This is a genomic window from Mycolicibacterium alvei (assembly GCF_010727325.1).
Classification (GTDB): domain Bacteria; phylum Actinomycetota; class Actinomycetes; order Mycobacteriales; family Mycobacteriaceae; genus Mycobacterium; species Mycobacterium alvei.
Map to the genome: position 1 here is coordinate 3,031,092 of NZ_AP022565.1, position 17,756 is coordinate 3,048,847.

Below are 17,756 nucleotides of genomic sequence, written 5' to 3' on the forward strand. Positions count from 1 at the left end.
TGACAACAGATGAGGGAGACGCAGCGATGGGACTCGATAGCACTGCGACACTGGGCAGCCCACACCAACGACCAGGTCCCCAGGACATGCGGGCGGTGCTCGGCCACTTCTGCACCGGCATCGCTGTCATCACCGGTCAGGAAGGGCAGCGACCACTGGGTTTCACCTGTCAATCGGTGACATCAGTGTCGCTGGAGCCGCCCTATGTGTCGTTCTGCCCGTCGCGATCCTCCTCGACGTGGCCGCTGATCCGAGCTTCCGGCCGGATGTGTATCAACATCCTGGCCGACCATCAGCAAGCGGTATGCGCCCAGTTCGCACGCAGCAGCGCGGACAAGTTCGCCGGAGTCCAGTGGAGCCCGGCCAACAATGGCGCCCCACGCCTGCACGGCACGTTGGCCACCATCGAAGCCGACCTCGAGTACGAGCACGGCGCGGGCGACCACACCATCGTCGTCGCCCACGTCACCTCGTTGAGCACCCACGACGGCCAGCCATTGTTGTTCTACCGCGGCGATTACGGTGGCTTCGATGACCGGCGACTCGATTCCACGACGGAGTGAGGGATTGTCCATACACAGCGAAACCGATGTCCCAGAAGCGCTTTACGCGTCCATCACCGATTCCGTCCGCCGACTCGTCGATGCGACCATCCGAAGTCAAGCCGATCTCGACACCCTCCTGTCCGCCAAAGCGAAGATCGATGCGGCAGCAGGCGAACTCAGCCAGTCGCTGATCCCTGGTTCGTTCGGCGTCCAACAGGCAGTCGGCGGCCAGTCACTGGCGTGGGGGAACGCAGTCATCGGACTCCGTAATGCCTTGGCTCCACCGTTGGTGGTCCACCATGAACCCGACGGCCGAGTGTGGGCCGATGTGACGCTCGGCGCGGCCTACGAAGGGCCCGCCGGCCACGTGCACGGTGGGATCTGCGCGCTGCTGCTCGACCACGTCCTCGGCGCAACCGCGCACCAGCCGGGGCGGCCTGCGGTGACCGGCACTCTCACCCTCCGATACGAAGCCGGGACCCGGCTCGGACCTGTTCGCGCCGAGGCGCACATCGACCGGGTAGAGGGAGTCAAGACTTTTGCCGTCGGCCACCTCGCCACCTCGGACGGCATCACGGTCCGCGCTGAAGGTGTCTTCTTTCATCCACGCCCAGCTGCTCGATAGCAGACTCGGCACTAGTATCGCGGGGTGACCACGCCCGGCGGGCTGCAGCGCAGGCTCGGGACCACCGACGCTGTCGTGATCGGCCTGGGCTCCATGGTGGGTGCGGGCATTTTCGCCGCCCTGGCCCCGGCAGCAGCCGCGGCCGGCAGCGGGCTGCTCATCGGCCTCGCCGTCGCCGCCGTCGTCGCCTACTGCAACGCGACGTCCTCGGCGAGGTTGGCCGCGCTCTACCCGCAGTCCGGCGGCACCTACGTCTACGGGCGCGAACGTCTCGGCGAGTTCTGGGGTTACACGGCCGGGTGGAGTTTCATCGTCGGCAAGACCGCGTCGTGTGCGGCGATGGCTTTGACGGTCGGGCTCTACGTCTGGCCCCAATGGGCGCATGCCGTGGCGGTGGCCGCGGTGGTGGCATTGACTGCCGTGAACTACGCCGGAATACAGAAGTCGGCGCTGCTGACGCGGATCATCGTCGCGTGCGTGCTGGCGGTGCTGGCCGCGGTGGTGGTGATCATCGCCGGTTCCGGCGCCGCTGACTCCGCCCGCCTGCAGATCGGCGACGGCGCCGGTGTCGGCGGTGTACTCCAGGCCGCGGGCCTGTTGTTCTTCGCGTTCGCCGGTTACGCCCGGATCGCCACGCTGGGGGAAGAAGTCCGGGACCCGGCGCGCACCATCCCGCGCGCGATTCCGATCGCGCTCGGTATCGCGCTGGTGATTTACGCGGTGGTGGCCGTCGCGGCGCTGTCGGTCCTGGGCAGTTCGGGCCTGGCATCCGCACCCGCACCGCTGGCCGATGCGGTGGCCGCGGCAGGCGCCCCGCAGTGGCAACCCGTGGTGCGGGCCGGAGCTGCGGTGGCGGCGCTGGGCTCGCTGCTGGCCCTGATCCTCGGGGTGTCGCGCACGACGCTGGCGATGGCTCGCGACCATCACCTGCCGCACGCATTGGCCGCCGTCCACCCGCGGTTCGCTGTGCCCCACCGGGCCGAGGTGCTGGTCGGTATTGTCGTGGCCATCATGGCCGCCGTGGTGGATCTGCGTGGGGCGATAGGGTTTTCGTCGTTCGCGGTACTGCTGTACTACGCGATCGCGAATACTGCCGCCTGGACTCTGGGTCGGAGGGTCATTCCGGCGCTCGGCCTGGCCGGCTGCCTGGTGCTAGCCTTTTCGCTGCCTCTGACGTCGGTGCTCACCGGGCTGGCCGTGGTGGCGCTCGGTGCAATGATTTATGGCGTGCGCCGGCGCTGACCGGCGCCGAGTGGCCAGTTATTGCGCAGGTTTCCCGCCCGGAAGCGCGGGCCACAAGTGGCCGCTCGACGACGAACCGCAGCGCGTCGACGGCCATCGGTACCAGCGCCGCGACCGTCACCCCGGCCAGGACGTCTCCACGCAGCCAGGACCGCCGGTAGCCGGTGAACTGCGCCAGTCCCGGGAGCCACGTTTGGGGTGCGAGGCGACCGCTCATGGTGTTCAGTCAACACTCGTGATTCCGCTGAGTTGGAAATACGTCGAGACCCGCACCGACGACGACTTCGTCGTGGCCCCCGGGGAACGACTCGATTGGGCCAGCACCATCGGCATCGGTGCCCAGCACGTGGTGGCCATGTTCGGTGCCACGTTCCTGGTCCCGGTGCTCACCGGCTTTCCACCCGCCACCACTCTGCTGTTCTCCGGCGTCGGGACCATTCTGTTCCTGCTGATCACCGGCAACCGGTTGCCGAGCTATCTGGGGTCGAGTTTCGCGGTGATCGCCCCGGTCACCGCGGCGGTGGCGTCACACGGAACCGGCAGTGCACTGGGCGGTTTGATCACCGTCGGGGTGCTGCTCATCCTCATCGGCGCAGTGGTGCACCTGATCGGGACCCGGTGGATCGACCTGACCCTGCCGCCGGTGGTGACGGGTGCGATCGTCGCACTGATCGGCTTCAACCTGGCCCCGGCGGCCAAGGCCAATTTCGAGAAGGGCCCGCTGGTCGGGTTGGTGACATTGGTGTTGCTGGTCGCGACGCTGGCGTTCTTCAAGGGGCTGGTCGGCCGGTTGGCGATCTTCGGCGCGGTCGTGATCGGCTATCTGCTGGCGCTGGCCCTCGGCGACGTGGACACCGCGGCGATAGCCTCGGCACCGTGGCTGGGGCTGCCCGAGTTCCACACCCCGACGTTCAGTCTCGCGGTGCTACCGCTGTTCCTGCCCGCGGTGATCGCCCTGGTCGCCGAGAACATCGGGCACGTCAAGTCGGTGGGACAGATGACCGGCACCGACCTCGATCCGATGATCGGCCGGGCGCTGGCCGCCGACGGGGTGGCCACCGTGCTGGCCGGTGCCGGCGGCGGTTCGGCCACCACCACCTACGCCGAGAACATCGGGGTGATGGCGGCCACCCGGGTCTACTCGCCGGCCGCCTACTGGGTCGCCGCGACAGTGGCGATCGTATTGTCGTTGTGCCCCAAGGTCGGAGCGGCCATCTCGGCCATCCCGCCGGGTGTGCTGGGCGGAGCGACGATTGTGCTCTACGGCCTGGTCGGCATTCTGGGCGTGCGGATCTGGCTGACCAATCATGTGGACTTCTCCAAGCCGATCAACCAGATGACCGCGGCGATCCCGCTGATCATCGGGATCGCCGACTTCACCTGGCAATGGGGATCTCTGGTGTTCACCGGGATCGCGTTGGGCTCCATCGCCGCGCTGCTGGTCTATCACGGCATGCGACTGCTGGAACACCTCGGCAACCTGGCCCCGCCTAGGAGCCCAGGGCATTCACGGCCAGGGAAAACACCGACGGCAACGCCGCAGACACCGGCGTGATACCGGCGCGAACCGGACCGAAACCGCTGCCGTGCAACAGGGCCGCGGTCAGCAACCGGTAGCGACGGGTCAACGCACGCCACTGCCGGTCGTAGGCATCGGGGCGGTCCGCGCGGATGCATCCGACCAGGAGTTCGGCCGCACCGAAGGCCAGACCCAACCCCTCCCCGGTCAACGCGTCGACGTAACCTGCCGCGTCACCGACCAACAACACCCGGCCCGCACTGCGGTGGCGGACCTTCTGACGTAGCGGTCCCGCGGCCCGATCCTGGCCGTGCTCAAGGCCGTTGATCCGCTCCATGAGCATCGGAAATGCCGCCAGGTGCTGGTCGAAGCCGCCGCGCTCCGAGGTCAGGATCGCTATCCCGACGTAGTTCTGGCCGATCGGCGTCACGTACGCCTCGGCGTCGGCGCCCCAGTAGACCTCGACACAATCCGACCACGGCGGGATCTGGACATGACGCCGAATGCCCCAGCGGCGTCGCCTGCCCTCACCGCCGCTGAGCCCGAGCGCGCTGCGGATCGGTGAATGCAGGCCATCGGCGGCCGCCAGGTAGCGGGCCCGAAAACCCGCTGCGCTCACCGATGTCGAGTCCTGGGTCACCGGTCCCACCTCACCGTGCACCACCGGAACCCCGACCGCCGACGCCGCCTCCGACAGTGCGGTGTGCAGCACCGTGCGACGCACCCCACACCCGGACCCGTCGCGGAACCTGGCCTCGGCGGTGCGCCGGCCGTCCAGGTACCGAATACCCCAAAATGCCCGTCCGTCGATCTCGGCGCCCAGGCGCTGCAACTGCCGGACCGAGTGCGGCATCAGGCCCTCACCGCAGGCCTTGTCGATCGGGCCGCTGCGCCGTTCCACCACCACGACCTCCAACCCGGCCCGCGCGGCGTGCACCGCGGTGGCCAGCCCGGCCGGGCCGCCACCCGCGACGAGCAGATCGATCACGACAAACCTTGCAATGCTTCGTTTTCGATACGGATCCGGGTCCGCAGCAGCGCGGCATTGGCCACGGTGAACACCAGGGCGGTGATCCAGGCGCCGCCGGCCAACGGCAACGCGGCCCCCTCGGTGATGACCGCGAGGTAGTTCGGGTGTGGAAGCAACCGGTACGGGCCGTCGACGACGCGCGTGGCACCCGGCACCACCACGACCCGGGTATTCCACTGCCTGCCCAGCGTGGTGATGCACCACCAACGCAACGCCTGAGCGGCGAGCACCACCGCGACCATCACCGGGCCGAGGATGGGCGGCGGCCTGCGCCGGCGGGCTTCCGCCACGGCACCGATCAGCAGCGCACTGTGCAGCGCCACCATCAGCGGATAGTGGCCGGCCCCGAATTCCTTGCCACCGTGAGCGGTACTCCACTTCAGATTGCGTTTGGACACCACTAACTCGAGGACCCGTTCGGCGGCGACGAGGACGATCAGCGCGGTGAATCTCTTGGCCGTCATCAGCGCCAGCGCAGCAGAACGAGTTCGGAACAGAAACCCGGACCCATGGCCATCATCACCCCGGGCGTATCCGACTCCGGCCGTTTGCGGATGGTGTCCCGCAGCACGTGCAGTACCGAGGACGACGACAGGTTGCCGACGTCGGCGAGCGACTGCCAGGTGAGATCCAGTGCATCCTCAGGCAATCCGAGGGTTTCGATGATCGCCTCGATCACCTTCGGGCCGCCGGGATGGCTGACCCAGGCGGACACGTCCTCGACGGAAAGTCCGTGCGCACCGAGGAACCCGGCGACGTCATCGCCCAGGTAGCGACCGACGAAGCTCGGTACCTCTGCGCTGAGAATGATCTCGAAGCCGGCGGAACCGATGTCCCAACCCATGGCGTGCAACGAATCCGGGTAGAGGTGACTGCGCGAGTCCAGCACATCGGGTCCGACCGGGTTGAGCTTGCGGGCCCGTTGCTCGCCTACGGCGACCACCGCGGCCGCACCGTCACCGAACAGCGCGCCGGCCACCAGCGTGGGGATTGCCGGATTGTGTTTGCGGGTCAGCGAACACAATTCGACCGACACCAGGACCGCCACCTTGTCGGGCGCACCGCGCAGATAGTCGTTGAGCCGGGCGATGCCGGCGGCACCGGCCACACAACCCAGCCCGAAGATCGGGATGCGCCGCACATCGGGGCGCAGGCCGAGCCGCCCGGCGATGCGGGCATCCAGCGACGGGACCGCGGCGCCGGTGACGGTGGTGGTGACGATCAGGTCGACATCCTGCGGTCGCAGACCCGCATCATCGAGTGCCCCGGACAGTGCGGCGCAGCCCAGTTCGGTTGCGTGTTCGATGAACAGGCTGTTGCTCTTGCCGAAATCATCGAGCTCGGCGTATTCCTCGAGCGGCAGGACCAGATATCTGCTGTTCACCCTCGCGCTCTTGTGCAGAGCTCGCACCACGTCTTCGGACTCGGCGTATCCGGGCAGGTCCAGCAGGGCGCTCGTGACCTCGTCCTGGGTGTACCGATGGGGCGGCAGTACCGCGTGGACGCCGGCAATCGTGCTGTGGCTGGGCATTCCCGCGACGTTAATTCCCATACCCCTACAACGGGGACCTACCCTCGACGGTTCAGCCGCGCTGCCGCTTGTCCCGCGCCGGGACGCCGTTGGGGCCCTCGATCGACCGGGCGTACGTGCCGACGGTGAACGCGATCGCCGATCCTATGATTCCGAGCGCACGCGCATCGACATTGTCGATAGTGTCGCGGCGGGTGTGATTGTTCGGATCGAAGGCGACCCCGGCCCGTCCGCCCCACAGCCGGGCCTGAACCTCGGTCTTGCGCTGTGACGATCCGGTGGTCGCGCCCCCGATCGGTACCCCGGCCTGCAGGAACGGGTGGTAGTCGGAGTTGATGCCGATCGGCATGTCCGCGGGTCGCACCCCGGCCAGGTTGAGGTAACCGGCCATGGTCCGCTCGATGCCGGCCGAGCCCTCCGGTATCGGCTTGGGGTCGGTGGCCTGGCCGGACTGGTCTCCGTCGTAGGTGAAGAACCCGGCGTTGGGTGAGCCGACCATGTCGAAGTTCAGGTACAGCGCGAGATCGTCGAGTTCGCCGGGCGGCAGGCGGCGCACGTACTGTGTCGACCCGTCCAGTCCTATCTCCTCGGCACCCCAGAACGCGAACCGCACCGCGTTGGTCACCGTCGGCGAACTACCCAACTGCAGCGCGGTTTCCAGTACGGCAGCCACCCCCGACCCGTTGTCATTGATGCCGGGCCCGCCACCCACACTGTCCAGGTGCGCGCCGACGAGCACCACATCCGCGGCCGAACCGGTCTTGGTCTGCGCAGTCACGTTGCGGGATGTGACCATCTCGGCTTTGCCGTCGAGGGTCAACCGGACCGGGGCATCGGTGCGCCGCAGTGCCGCATCTGCATTCTCGTCGATGACACCGACCGGGACGGTGAGCTGACGGTAGTAGCCGGTACTGAACAGCCCACCCGGAGCGGGCTGGCGCCCGCGGTTGACCACCAGCAGGCCCACCGCGCCCTTGTCCAACGCGGTGTTCTGTTTCGTCACAACGGAACACCCGATGTCGTCGACGACCGCGATGGCGCCGGAGATGTCGACCGAGCCGTAGTCGGTGGCCGCGCATCCAGAGGGTTTGACCGGGCGCAACGTAGGCGCGTTGAGCCCGCCCGGCGCCGTCATCACCAGCATCGACGCCTGATCCACCGGGTAACTGCGCCCGGAAACATTCAGCGCCGGGTTACCTCCGCGCATCGAGCCCATTCGCTCGAACTCGGGGGTCTGTACGTCGAAACCTTTGTCCCGCAGCAGTTGTGCCACATAGTCGACGCTGGCGTCGTATCCGGGACTGCCGACCGATCGCTTGCCGTCATGACTGTCGGCGATCTCCTGGAGCTTGCGCAGGTGGGTGAACATGGCGTCGACGGTGATCCGGCCCGCCAGCTCCTCGGGCTCGACGGCCTTCGGCGTGGACTGTGCCGAGCAGGCCGCCAGTGCGGCACCGAGCAATATGACAGCGAGTCGACGCACCCTCACTGCGGGCTGATCTGGTGCCGGGTGCGGTCCGAGCGGATCGGTAAACCGTTGCGACCCCGCTGATCTTGGGCATACAGCCCGACAACGTAGGCGACTCCCTCACCATGAATCTGCATGGCATCCCGGTTCACGTGGTCAAGGGTATCGGTGTTCTTGTGGTAGTTCGGGTCGAACGGTTGATCCACCTCGCCGGCCCACAACTTGGCTTCCTCGGCGCTCATCTTGTCCTCGGCGCCCGAGAACAGCCCACCGGCGGGAACCCCGGCCATGGTGAACCCGTCGTAGTCGGACCGGCCGTCAAAACTAGTGTCGCGCGGTGTCTTTCCGGCGTTTTCCAGATATGCCGCCAAGGTGCGCTCGATTCCCGCCGAGCCCTCGGGGACGCGCGGCCGCCCCTGTTCGTCCAGCGGTGCGGACTGGTCGCCGTCATAGGTGAAGTAACCCGCGTTGGGCGAGCCGAGCATGTCGAAGTTCAGGTACATGGCGATGTCCTTGAGTGCTTCGGTGTCCAGGGATTCGACATAGTTGTTCGAGCCGAGCAGACCCTTCTCCTCGGCCCCCCAGAAGCCGAACCGCACGGCATTGGCCACCTGCGGTGAATCACCCAGCTGCAGAGCGGTTTCCAGCACTGCCGCGACACCGGAACCGTTGTCGTTGATGCCGGGGCCTTCGGGAACGCTGTCGAGGTGTGCCCCGACCATCACGACGTCCGAGGTGGATCCGGTCTTGGTCTGGGCGATGACATTGCGGGTGCGCTCGACGCGTACCCCGGCCACGAGTTTGATCGTGGTGGTACCGGGTGCGTTGCGTAGCCGGGTGCCCTCGTCCTTGGTGACGCTGACCACCGGGATCTTGACGTCGGTGTTGCGGCCCAGTGTGCCGCCCATCTTCTCGTCGTTGTCGGTGTTGACGACGATCATCGCGACGGCACCGCGCTCGGCGGCCGCGGCCTGCTTGTCGGCGAAGGAACACGAGCCGCGGTCGACCAGCACCACGGCACCGGCGACCGGCAGTCCGTCGTAGTCAGCGGCCTTGCACCCCGGGGTGTCCTCCACCTTGGCCGGCACCAGCGGTGCGGACACCCCGTCCTGGGCGGTGCCGATGGTGAACTCCAGCGGCTTGGCCGTGACCGGCTGGCCACCGACAGTCACCTGGGGGTCCTCGGCGAACGGGAGTTTCACCTCGAACTCCGGGGTTTCTACGTCAAACCCCTTGTCGCGCAGCGCGCCGGCGACGTAGTCCACGCTCGCGTGGTAACCCGCGGTGCCCAGCGCGCGGTTGCCGCCGTGCGCGTCGGCAATCTCCTGCAGCTTGCCCAGATGCGCCATCATCGCGTCGGTCGACACCCGCTCGCGCAACCCGTCGGCGAACTGCGCCGCCGCCGACGAGGACTCCCGGGACTGCTGCCCTTCGGTGTGCAGTTCGGTATTCGCATCACAGCCGGCCAGTCCCAGGATCAGCGTCAGCGCGCCGAGCACCGCCCCCGTCGAAGTACGTCGCATTGCACCCACGGTAGCCGCTGCCTCGAACTGCCAGGCCGATAAATCGGTTGCCCGGCGATTTGCTGTGATGGCATGGTGTTTCCCGACGCCGACGGGAAGCAGGCCGAGCGGGGTACCGCAACGTTTCTGTGTGTTGCCGACGGCGTCGTGGCACAGGTGAAAGGCCTGAGGTTCGAATCCTCTCCTGCAAATCCCGATACCGTCGCCGGGTTCACGCGATCAGCGACCTTGTGGCCCGCACCCGCCGGTACGGGGGTCCGACGCCCCGTCACCGATCACGTCCGGCGGCGGTATCGGGTTGCCGCACAGACAGATACACCGAAAGGAGGACACGACATGGGCATCTTCACGTTCAACCGAATCACCGTTTCCGCAGGCCAGTGCGCACTGGAGTACCGCGACGGCAGGCTGGGTCGTGTCCTGCCACCGGGGCGCCACCGCATTGATGTGGCGGCCTCGGTGGTGCGTGTCGAGATGCGTGAGCAGGTGCTCACGCTGGCTCCGCAGGAGGTGCTGACCTCGGATGCGGTGACGCTGCGGATCACCGTCGCGCTGCAGTTCAAGGTCAGTGACGCCGTGGCCTACGTCGAGACGGCGGCCGATCCGATGGCTGCGGTGTACCTGGCCGCACAGATCGCCCTGCGCGACCTCGTCGCCGCGGTGACCGCCGACGAGGTGATGCAGCGCGGCAACCGCATCGATGCCGGGGCGATCGCGGCGGCGGCACGGACGGCCGGTGCCCGCACCGGGGTCGAGGTGATCGAGGCGTTCGTCAAGGACGTGATCATCCCGGCCGAGATCCGGGCCGCGGCGATGCAACTGGTGACGGCCAAGGTCACCGGTGCGGCGAAGCTGGAAGCGGCCCGCGCCGAGACCGCGGCACTGCGCGCGCTGGCCAATGCCGGCAAGCTGCTGGACGCCCACCCGGCCCTGGCTCAGCTGCAGCTGATCGATCGCGTGCCGTACGGGTCGAAGGTGGTGCTGGCGCTCGGCACCACCGGTCCCCACGATGTGGCGTCTGACCCGGAGTAATCCGGGTCAGGCGTCACGCCTGTTCAGCACCACCGCCGCGGCGACGAATGCCACCGCAACCCACACCATGAAATAGAACAGCGAGCCCATCTCACCCCAGGGCGTGACATACGTCGGGAACAACCACTCCACGTGCAGGAACGTGAACATGTTGGAGAACGGCAGCCACGGTCCGACCTTGGGGCCGGAGTTGGGCATATTGCCCAGCAGGGGCTCGGCCACCAGCGGCCACAGCAGCAGGACCGCCACCGCACCGGCGGCGAAGCGCACCAGCGCCCCGACGGCCACCCCCAGCACTGCGGCCAGCGCGGCGTACAACGCGAACCCGCCTGCCACCCGCCACGTCGCCGGATTGGCCATCGACAGCTGCGTCCCCGCCACCGGATCGGCGACCATCCGGGCCACCAGCACCGAAGCCAGCACCATGAACACCGCACACACCGACGAGAACGCGGCGCACACCACCGCCTTCGCCGTCAGCACCTGCGTGCGGTTCGGTGTGGCCAGCAAGGTGGTGCGGATCAGCCCGCTGCGGTATTCGCCGGTCATCGTCATCGAGGACAGCACCATCAGGACCGGAACCCCGAACACCGCGACACCCAGGGCCGCCTTGGATGGGGGCAGCGCGGAGTAGTGGTCCGTCGTCATGCCCTGCAAGGCGGCCAGTCCCAGGCTGAGCACTGCGACGCCGACCGTCGACCACAGTGGGGAGCGGGTGGTGGACAGTTTGATGCGCTCGGCGTCGAGCGCGGCCAGCGCGCTCACGTCTGGGCCGCCCGGTAGTCGACGGCATCATCGGTGAGTTTCAGGTATGCCTCCTCCAACGAGGCCTGCCGCTGGCTCAGCTCGTGCAGGGCGATCGCGTTGCGGGCGGCCAGGTCGCCGATCACCTCGATGGCCGCACCGTGCACCGCCAGTGCGTCGCCGTCGGCGGCGGCCTCCACCTCGAACCCGGCGCCGGTCAGAACGTCGCGCAGCGTTTCCAGTTGGGGGCTGCGCACCCGCACGGTGTCGGCGGATGTGCCGCTGACGAACTCGCTCACGGTGGTCGAGGCGATCAACCTGCCCTGACCGATCACCACCAACCGATCTGCGGTGTTGGACATCTCGGCCAGCAGATGGCTGGACACGAACACCGTGCGGCCCTCGGCGGCCAGGCTGCGCATCAGGGTGCGCACCCAGTGGATGCCCTCGGGATCCAGTCCGTTGACCGGTTCGTCGAACAGCAGCACCGGCGGATCGCCCAGCAGCGCGGCGGCGATCCCCATCCGCTGGCTCATGCCCAGCGACAACGTCCCGGCACTGCGGTCCGCTGCCGAGGTCAACCCGACCGTTTCGAGGACCTCGTCCACCCGGGTCGCCGGGATCCGGTTGGCCGCGGCGATCCAGCGCAGGTGGTTGCGGGCGGTCCGGTTCGGATGGGCCTGACGCGCGTCGAGCAGGGCGCCGACCGTACGCAGCGGATCACGGAGTTCCCGATAGCGCTTGCCGTCGATGGTTGCCGTCCCGGCACTGGGATGGTCCAGTCCGAGGATCAGCCGCATCGTGGTGGTCTTGCCTGCGCCGTTGGGCCCGAGGAAGCCGGTGACCACGCCCGGCTCGACGGTGCACGTCAGATCGTCGACAGCGCGGTGGGTGCCGTAGAGCTTTGTCAGCCCGGTCAGTTCGATCATGGCTCCCACGCCACCACCATATCGGCGACCGCGCGCATGCCCGCGGCGTTCGGGTGCAGCGGTGCCGGTCGGCCTGGCCAGGGCAGCCCCGGCCGGGTCGTCCAGGGCTGCGCCGACCAGGCATGGTGCGGCAGGCTCGCCTGTGCGGCGCGCACCCACCCGCAGCCCGTCTCGGCAGCAGCCTCTCCGGTGAGCCGTTCCAGCGTGGCCGCGACGTGCCGCCCCAGCGCCGCGTCGGTCTGCGACAACGGCGACGCAGCGACATCTTCTGGCGGCAGCAGGGTCAGGTAGTCCACAAACAACACCTGCGCCTGCGGCGCTCGCCGGCGGACCTCACGCCCCACCGACACGAGCGAATCGGCCACTTCGGTCAACGAGGTTTCCCGCGCGCCGGGATCGAGAAGGCCGCGCAGCAGCGGCCCAACCAACGGCAGGGAGCGGGTGAAACGCGGCATCGCAGCGGCCATCAGCTGAGGCACGTAGCCGGCGTCGTTGCCCCCGATGGTGACCGTGACCAGCGCCTCGGATCCATCGAGTGCCTCGATCTGCGGTGGCGCACCGTTCTGCCGATCGCGCAGCACATGCGCGGTGGTGGCGCCGGAGTACGTCACGTCGACCAGGTGCAGCCCGAGTTCGGCGGCCACCAGGTGCGGGTAGTTGCGCGCCGAGCGGCCCGCCTGCCGCGGCGCCCCTGCGGCCGATGGCTTGATCCCCGGCCCGGCAGCCATCGAACTGCCCAGCGCGACATAGCGCTTCACCGCGATCCCTCCTGTTGACTCTGCGTCCACGGCGCAAAACTGCGAGTAGACAACGCCATCACCGCAGAGTCAACGCCGAGTCACAACGACGGGCTCGACGCCTGCGCCCAGAACCTCTTGGGGATACGACCGGCCTGCCGTGCCAGGTATCCGGCGGTGACGGCCGCCGACATCGCCGCGGCCATGGTGGGTGGATCGGAAGCCCGGGTGACGGCCGTGGCCAGCAGCACGGCGTCACACCCCAGTTCCATCGCCAGCGCGGCATCCGATGCGGTGCCGATCCCGGCGTCCAGCACCACCGGGACCCCGGCCTGTTCGACGATCATCTCGATGTTGTGCGGGTTGGAGATGCCCAGGCCGGTGCCGATCGGCGAGCCCAGCGGCATGACCGCGGCACAGCCGGTGTCTTCCAGCCGGCGGGCCAGCACCGGGTCGTCGTTGGTGTAGGGCAGCACGATGAACCCGTCGTCGACCAATTGTTCTGCGGCCTTGACCAATTCGATGGCGTCGGGCAGCAGCGTGCGCTCGTCGGCGATGACTTCGAGTTTCACCAGGTCGGTGCCCAGCGCCTCACGGGCCAGTTGTGCGGTGAGCACGGCCTCGGCCGCACCGCGACAGCCCGCGGTGTTGGGCAGCGCCGCGATACCCAGGCGGTTGAGCAGATCGAGCACCCCGGTTCCACCCGTCGCGTCCACCCGCCGCATCGCCACGGTCGTCAACTCGGTCCCCGAGGCGATCAGAGCCTCCTCCAGCACCGCCAGATTCGGCGCGCCACCGGTGCCCATGATCAGCCGGGAGCCGAACTCCCGGCCGCCGATCCTCAGAACGGAATCACCCACCCTGCACCGCCGTCACAACCTCGACCCGGGCGCCGTCCGCGAGAGTCCGATCCCATTCCGACCGGGGCAGCACCGTCCAGTCCAGGGCGACGGCGATGCCCTTGTCCGGGAAGCCCCGGGTTTCCAGCAGGCCCTCGACGGTGGTCCGGTCGGCCACCTCGAGGGTCTCGTCGTTGACCGTGATGGTGATCATTTCGCTCCCACACTCATCTCGAGCTCGGCCGCGACCCGCTCAGCGGTCCACGGCGCCAACAGAAATCCGTTCCGGCCGTGCCCGACGGCCACCAGCGTGCGCTCATCCACGCGCTCGACGATGGGCAGCCCGTCGGGCGTCATGGGCCGCAATCCGGCCGCCGTCTCGGCCAGCTCGTACTCGCCGAGTGCGGGCATCACCGCACAGGCGTCCTCGAGCAGGTCCCGCACCCCGCTGACCACCGGCGCGGTGTCGCGCCCGTGCTCGTACTGGGTGGCGCCGACCACCACACCGTCAGCCCGCGGCACCAGGTACACCGGCCGGCCGTGCACCCGGGCCCGGATCACCCGCTGCGGCACCGGCATACAGCCCTTACGCCAGCGCAACCGCAGTACCTCGCCCTTGACCGGGCGCACCGGCAGGCCGGGCAGGAGCTTCGGGGAGTCGATCCCGTTGGCGATCACCCGCACGTCCGTGTCGACCTCGGCCAGGTCCTCGACCGGCCCGGCCCACCGCACGGCCAGTCGCTCGCAGTGCGCGGCCAGCCCGTCGACCACGGCGCGGTTGTCCACCGCGAGTTCGGTGGTGGCTCGAAATCCGTGCCGGATGCCCTGGGCCAGCAGGGGTTCCACGTCACGGGCGGCGGTGGTCAGCTCAACGGGCTGCCCCTGGGCGGACAGCCATTCGGCGACGGTACGCAGATCGGCCACATCGGCCCGGTCGACGGCGACCACCAGCGACTCGCGGGCGGTGACCACCTCGGGCGCCAGCCCGTCGAGGAATCCCGAGTGCCACAGCTTCAGCGATTCCAGGCCGATCTGCAGGATCTGCTCTTCACCCGGCCAGCCTTCGCTGTGCGGGGCCAGCATGCCGCCGGCCACCCACGAGGCGCCGCGTTCGGTGGTGGTGTGCAGCCGCACCGTCCAGCCGTCGAGTGCGGCCCGGCGTGCGACAGACAGCCCGATGACACCGCCGCCGATGACGGCGAGTGTTCGCGCCATATCCGCTCCCTTCGCCGGCATGACCCGGATCAGGTGTGACGGTCAGGGCCGGTCCGTACGCCCACTCTCAGCCCCTCGTTCCCGGGACTCCCGTTTTGATTGCGAGTCCAGGGTACCCGGGCGGTACCGGCTACCGTCGCGGTGTGGAATCACCGGCCGACCGTTTGCAACGCGCGACCCTGTACCTGTGCACCGACGCCCGCCGGGAGCGGGGTGACCTGGCCGAATTCGCCGACGCGGCGCTGGCCGGCGGGGTGGATCTGATCCAACTCCGGGACAAGGGGTCGGCCGGGGAGAAACAGTTCGGTCCGCTGGAGGCGCGTCAGGAACTGGCGGCGCTCGAGATCCTGGCCGACGCGGCCCGCCGGCACGGCGCACTGCTCGCGGTCAACGACCGTGCCGACATCGCACTGGCGGCCGGAGCGGACATCCTGCACCTGGGCCAGGACGATCTGCCGCTGGACATCGCCCGCGGCATCGTCGGGGATCGGGCGGCGATCGGGCGCTCCAGCCATGACGCCGACCAGGCGGCGGCCGCCATCGATGAGCAGGTGGACTACTTCTGTGTCGGCCCGTGCTGGCCCACCCCGACCAAGCCGGGCCGCACCGCGCCGGGACTGGACCTGGTGCGTTCGACGGCCGCGCTGAACCCGGCCAAGCCGTGGTTCGCCATCGGTGGGATCGATGCGCAGCGGCTGCCCGAGGTGCTGGCTGCCGGGGCCCGGCGCATCGTGGTGGTCCGCGCGATCACCGCGGCCGAGGATCCGCGGGCGGCAGCCGCGGAGTTGAAGGACGCAATCAGAGCGGCCGGTTGAGCTCCAGCGGGATGGCCGCCGTCACTTCCCGCAACTTCGGCCAGCTCGCGGCGAACCCGGGATGCAGCGGCAGTTCGGCGACCTCGTCCTCGGCCACCCAGCGCAACTCAGAGCTCTCCCGGTTGGGGATCGTCTCCAGTGGTGCGGGCACGTCGGCGATCACCGTGGTGTAGCTCCAGTGGGTGCCGCCGATTCCGGCCACCTCGGCGGTCACCACCGTGGTCCGCACGGTGAGCTGCTCGGCGGTCACCCCGGCTTCCTCGTGGGCTTCCCGGACCGCGGCCTGCTCGGCCGTCTCGTGACTGTCGCGAGCACCGCCGGGCAACGCCCAGGTTCCGCCCTGATGGCTCCACGGCGCCCGGTGTTGCAGCAGTACGGCGGCCGATCCGCCGGGCCACGGGGCCCGCAACAGCAGGCCGGCCGCACCATGACGCCCCCAGTACCGGGCACCGTTGTCGGAGAACACCCAGCCGTCACCGTCGCCATGCACCCGTACAGGATAAGGAACGCAGCCAGATTCGCCTGCCTCCATATTTCTCCGCGAGCCTATGCAGGCACTCTCAGAATCTTTTTATAGTGTGGAAGCAGCCGTAAGCACCGAAACTAAATGAGGTCCGTGCGCAGGTGACTGTGGAGTTGGCACATCCGTCGACCGAACCGCTCGCGTCCCGGTCGCCGACCACTCCTGCCCATCCGCGGTGGTGGTTTCTGTGGACCACCCCGGGGCGCATCCTGACCATCGGTGTGGTGCTCGCCGGGCTGGTCATCGCCAGCGCGTTCGCCACTTCCACCACGATCAACGACCGCCAGCAGGCGCTGACCACGGTGCTCGATCACACCGAGCCCCTGGCGTTCGCCGCGGGCCAGCTCTACACCACGCTGTCGGTCGCCGATGCCGCCGCGGCCACGGCCTTCATCGCCGGAGCCGAGCCCCGTGACGTGCGGCAGCGCTATGAGCAGGCCATCACCGATGCCTCGGTGGCGGTGACCAGGGCGTCGAGCGGGCTGACCGACGAGGTACTGGTCCAGTTGCTCGGCCGGATCAACGCGCGGCTGGCGGTGTACACCGGCCTGGTGGAGACGGCGCGGACCAACAACCGGGCCGGCAATCCGGTGGGCTCGTCGTACCTGTCGGAAGCGTCGGCGCTGATGCAGGCGCAGATCCTGCCCGATGCGCAACGCCTGTACGAGGAGACCTCGGCACGGGTGGATGCCGAGACGACGGCCTCCACCCGGATCCCGGCCGCGGTGATGTTGGTGGTGCTGGCCACGCTGATGTTCGGTGCGTTCGCCAACCGCTGGCTGGCCCGACGCACCCGGCGCCGGGTCAACATCGGTTTCGTGGCCGGCGGGATGGCCGTGCTGATCATGCTGATCTGGGTGACGACGGCACTGGTCATCTCGACGTCGGACAGCCGCAGCGCCAAGGACACCGCGGCCGAATCCCTGAAGACCGTGACCAACCTGGCCATCACCGCCCAGCAGGCACGAGCCGACGAGACCCTGGCCCTGATCCGGCGGGGCGACGAGAACCTGCGTAAGCAGTCCTACTACCAGCGCATCGAGGCCATGCAACAGCAGCTCGCCAAATATCTGGCCCGCGACACCGGTATCGACAAGAGCGATCTGACGGGGGCCGAGGATCTGCTCACGAAATGGCGTGCGGCCGACGACAGGATCAACGCCTATATCGCGGTGGGCAATTACCAGGCCGCGACACAGGTCGCGCTGGGCACCGGCGAGGACGATTCCACGTCGGCCTTCGACAAGCTGGACGGCGCGTTGGCCAAGGGCATCGAACACAGCCGCAGCCAGCTGCGCAGCGACATCGCCAATGCCCGCCGGGTGTTGTCCGGCGCGACCGTGGGTGCCGCCCTGCTCAGTTTGGCGGCAGCGCTGGCGGTGGCGCTGGGATTGTGGCCTCGACTCAGCGAGTACCGCTGATGAGCGCTTGCGCGAAGA

The 17,756-nt window shown here is 68.5% G+C and carries 19 protein-coding genes and 1 pseudogene; 7 read left to right on the top strand and 13 right to left on the bottom strand.

All coding sequences use genetic code 11. The features are described from left to right. The first annotated feature begins 26 nt into the window (after positions 1-26). The 3 genes from G6N44_RS14590 to G6N44_RS14600 are packed head-to-tail and all read left to right on the top strand — an operon-like array spanning position 27 to position 2,412. Positions 27-563, top strand: a complete 537-nt coding sequence (locus tag G6N44_RS14590) for a flavin reductase family protein (protein ID WP_170309398.1) — start codon at positions 27-29, stop codon at positions 561-563. Then, positions 532-1,170, top strand: a complete 639-nt coding sequence (locus G6N44_RS14595; protein WP_163665105.1) for a PaaI family thioesterase — start codon at positions 532-534, stop codon at positions 1,168-1,170. The genes G6N44_RS14590 and G6N44_RS14595 overlap by 32 nt, the downstream gene beginning before the upstream one ends. 24 nt (positions 1,171-1,194) lie before the next feature. Next, complete coding sequence (locus tag G6N44_RS14600) at positions 1,195-2,412, top strand: APC family permease (protein ID WP_163665107.1); 1,218 nt, start codon at positions 1,195-1,197, stop codon at positions 2,410-2,412. 88 nt (positions 2,413-2,500) lie between these two features. Here the strand turns inward: G6N44_RS14600 and G6N44_RS29515 are convergent. Beyond that, a pseudogene (locus tag G6N44_RS29515) lies at positions 2,501-2,629 on the bottom strand (hypothetical protein); the annotation flags it as partial. A gap of 18 nt (positions 2,630-2,647) precedes the next feature. Between G6N44_RS29515 and G6N44_RS14605 the strand changes: the two are divergent. Then, the gene (locus tag G6N44_RS14605) at positions 2,648-3,967 is read left to right on the top strand and encodes a uracil-xanthine permease family protein (RefSeq protein ID WP_163665109.1); all 1,320 of its coding nucleotides are present in this window, start codon (positions 2,648-2,650) and stop codon (positions 3,965-3,967) included. Here the strand turns inward: G6N44_RS14605 and G6N44_RS14610 are convergent. Genes G6N44_RS14610 through G6N44_RS14630 form a run of 5 tightly spaced genes read right to left on the bottom strand, consistent with a single transcriptional unit; the run spans position 3,903 to position 9,483 of the window. After that, positions 3,903-4,919: an NAD(P)/FAD-dependent oxidoreductase gene (locus G6N44_RS14610; protein ID WP_163665111.1), complete on the bottom strand. Its 1,017-nt coding sequence runs from the start codon at positions 4,917-4,919 to the stop codon at positions 3,903-3,905. The genes G6N44_RS14605 and G6N44_RS14610 overlap by 65 nt on opposite strands. Further along, positions 4,916-5,425, bottom strand: a complete 510-nt coding sequence (locus tag G6N44_RS14615) for an isoprenylcysteine carboxyl methyltransferase family protein (RefSeq protein ID WP_163665113.1) — start codon at positions 5,423-5,425, stop codon at positions 4,916-4,918. The genes G6N44_RS14610 and G6N44_RS14615 overlap by 4 nt, the downstream gene beginning before the upstream one ends. Then, entirely contained in the window at positions 5,425-6,492 is a 1,068-nt protein-coding gene (locus tag G6N44_RS14620; protein ID WP_235682736.1) for a type III polyketide synthase, read from the bottom strand. Before G6N44_RS14620 ends, G6N44_RS14615 begins: the two co-directional genes overlap by 1 nt. Positions 6,493-6,544: 52 nt before the next feature. Then, the gene (locus tag G6N44_RS14625) at positions 6,545-7,981 is read right to left on the bottom strand and encodes a M28 family metallopeptidase (RefSeq protein WP_170309399.1); all 1,437 of its coding nucleotides are present in this window, start codon (positions 7,979-7,981) and stop codon (positions 6,545-6,547) included. After that, a complete protein-coding gene (locus G6N44_RS14630) occupies positions 7,978-9,483 on the bottom strand; it encodes a M28 family metallopeptidase (protein ID WP_170309400.1) in 1,506 nt (501 codons plus the stop codon). The genes G6N44_RS14625 and G6N44_RS14630 overlap by 4 nt, the downstream gene beginning before the upstream one ends. Before the next feature lie 336 nt (positions 9,484-9,819). Between G6N44_RS14630 and G6N44_RS14635 the strand changes: the two genes are divergently transcribed. Beyond that, positions 9,820-10,515 carry a slipin family protein gene (locus tag G6N44_RS14635; protein ID WP_163665119.1) on the top strand — a complete coding sequence of 232 codons (696 nt, stop codon included), beginning with the start codon at positions 9,820-9,822 and terminating at the stop codon, positions 10,513-10,515. 6 nt (positions 10,516-10,521) lie between these two features. On the opposite strand, the gene G6N44_RS14640 is transcribed toward G6N44_RS14635, so the two are convergent. The 6 genes from G6N44_RS14640 to thiO form a co-directional block, all read right to left on the bottom strand. Further along, positions 10,522-11,280: an ABC transporter permease gene (locus G6N44_RS14640; protein ID WP_163665121.1), complete on the bottom strand. Its 759-nt coding sequence runs from the start codon at positions 11,278-11,280 to the stop codon at positions 10,522-10,524. Next, complete coding sequence (locus G6N44_RS14645) at positions 11,277-12,188, bottom strand: ABC transporter ATP-binding protein (protein ID WP_163669962.1); 912 nt, start codon at positions 12,186-12,188, stop codon at positions 11,277-11,279. The genes G6N44_RS14640 and G6N44_RS14645 overlap by 4 nt, the downstream gene beginning before the upstream one ends. After that, positions 12,185-12,946 carry an SGNH/GDSL hydrolase family protein gene (locus G6N44_RS14650; RefSeq protein WP_179964384.1) on the bottom strand — a complete coding sequence of 254 codons (762 nt, stop codon included), beginning with the start codon at positions 12,944-12,946 and terminating at the stop codon, positions 12,185-12,187. The genes G6N44_RS14645 and G6N44_RS14650 overlap by 4 nt, the downstream gene beginning before the upstream one ends. 80 nt (positions 12,947-13,026) lie before the next feature. Then, positions 13,027-13,731: a thiazole synthase gene (thiG, locus tag G6N44_RS14655; protein WP_407666177.1), complete on the bottom strand. Its 705-nt coding sequence runs from the start codon at positions 13,729-13,731 to the stop codon at positions 13,027-13,029. Positions 13,732-13,777: 46 nt separating this feature from the next. After that, complete coding sequence (gene thiS, locus G6N44_RS14660; protein WP_163665124.1) at positions 13,778-13,978, bottom strand: sulfur carrier protein ThiS; 201 nt, start codon at positions 13,976-13,978, stop codon at positions 13,778-13,780. Continuing rightward, positions 13,975-14,979 (bottom strand): glycine oxidase ThiO, encoded by a 1,005-nt coding sequence (gene thiO / locus G6N44_RS14665; RefSeq protein WP_163665126.1) that lies wholly within the window; start codon positions 14,977-14,979, stop codon positions 13,975-13,977. The genes thiS and thiO overlap by 4 nt, the downstream gene beginning before the upstream one ends. A gap of 143 nt (positions 14,980-15,122) precedes the next feature. On the opposite strand from thiO, the gene thiE reads away from it, so the two are divergent. Continuing rightward, on the top strand, positions 15,123-15,794 hold the full coding sequence (gene thiE, locus G6N44_RS14670; protein WP_163665128.1) for a thiamine phosphate synthase: 672 nt from the start codon (positions 15,123-15,125) through the stop codon (positions 15,792-15,794). Here the strand turns inward: thiE and G6N44_RS14675 are convergent. Continuing rightward, positions 15,778-16,284 carry an NUDIX hydrolase gene (locus G6N44_RS14675; protein WP_179964385.1) on the bottom strand — a complete coding sequence of 169 codons (507 nt, stop codon included), beginning with the start codon at positions 16,282-16,284 and terminating at the stop codon, positions 15,778-15,780. The genes thiE and G6N44_RS14675 overlap by 17 nt on opposite strands. Positions 16,285-16,418: 134 nt before the next feature. Between G6N44_RS14675 and glnX the strand changes: the two genes are divergently transcribed. Beyond that, positions 16,419-17,738, top strand: a complete 1,320-nt coding sequence (gene glnX / locus G6N44_RS14680; protein ID WP_163665132.1) for a protein kinase G-activating protein GlnX — start codon at positions 16,419-16,421, stop codon at positions 17,736-17,738. The last annotated feature ends 18 nt before the right edge of the window (positions 17,739-17,756 follow it).

Coding starts and splice junctions, on each gene's coding strand:
- G6N44_RS14590 (WP_170309398.1), top strand. CDS start 27: ATGGGACTCGATAGCACTGCGACACTGGGCAGCCCACACCAACGACCA.
- G6N44_RS14595 (WP_163665105.1), top strand. CDS start 532: ATGACCGGCGACTCGATTCCACGACGGAGTGAGGGATTGTCCATACAC.
- G6N44_RS14615 (WP_163665113.1), bottom strand. CDS start 5,425: ATGACGGCCAAGAGATTCACCGCGCTGATCGTCCTCGTCGCCGCCGAA.
- G6N44_RS14620 (WP_235682736.1), bottom strand. CDS start 6,492: ATGCCCAGCCACAGCACGATTGCCGGCGTCCACGCGGTACTGCCGCCC.
- G6N44_RS14630 (WP_170309400.1), bottom strand. CDS start 9,483: ATGCGACGTACTTCGACGGGGGCGGTGCTCGGCGCGCTGACGCTGATC.
- G6N44_RS14635 (WP_163665119.1), top strand. CDS start 9,820: ATGGGCATCTTCACGTTCAACCGAATCACCGTTTCCGCAGGCCAGTGC.
- G6N44_RS14645 (WP_163669962.1), bottom strand. CDS start 12,188: ATGATCGAACTGACCGGGCTGACAAAGCTCTACGGCACCCACCGCGCT.
- thiG (WP_407666177.1), bottom strand. CDS start 13,731: ATGGGCACCGGTGGCGCGCCGAATCTGGCGGTGCTGGAGGAGGCTCTG.
- thiS (WP_163665124.1), bottom strand. CDS start 13,978: ATGATCACCATCACGGTCAACGACGAGACCCTCGAGGTGGCCGACCGG.
- thiO (WP_163665126.1), bottom strand. CDS start 14,979: ATGGCGCGAACACTCGCCGTCATCGGCGGCGGTGTCATCGGGCTGTCT.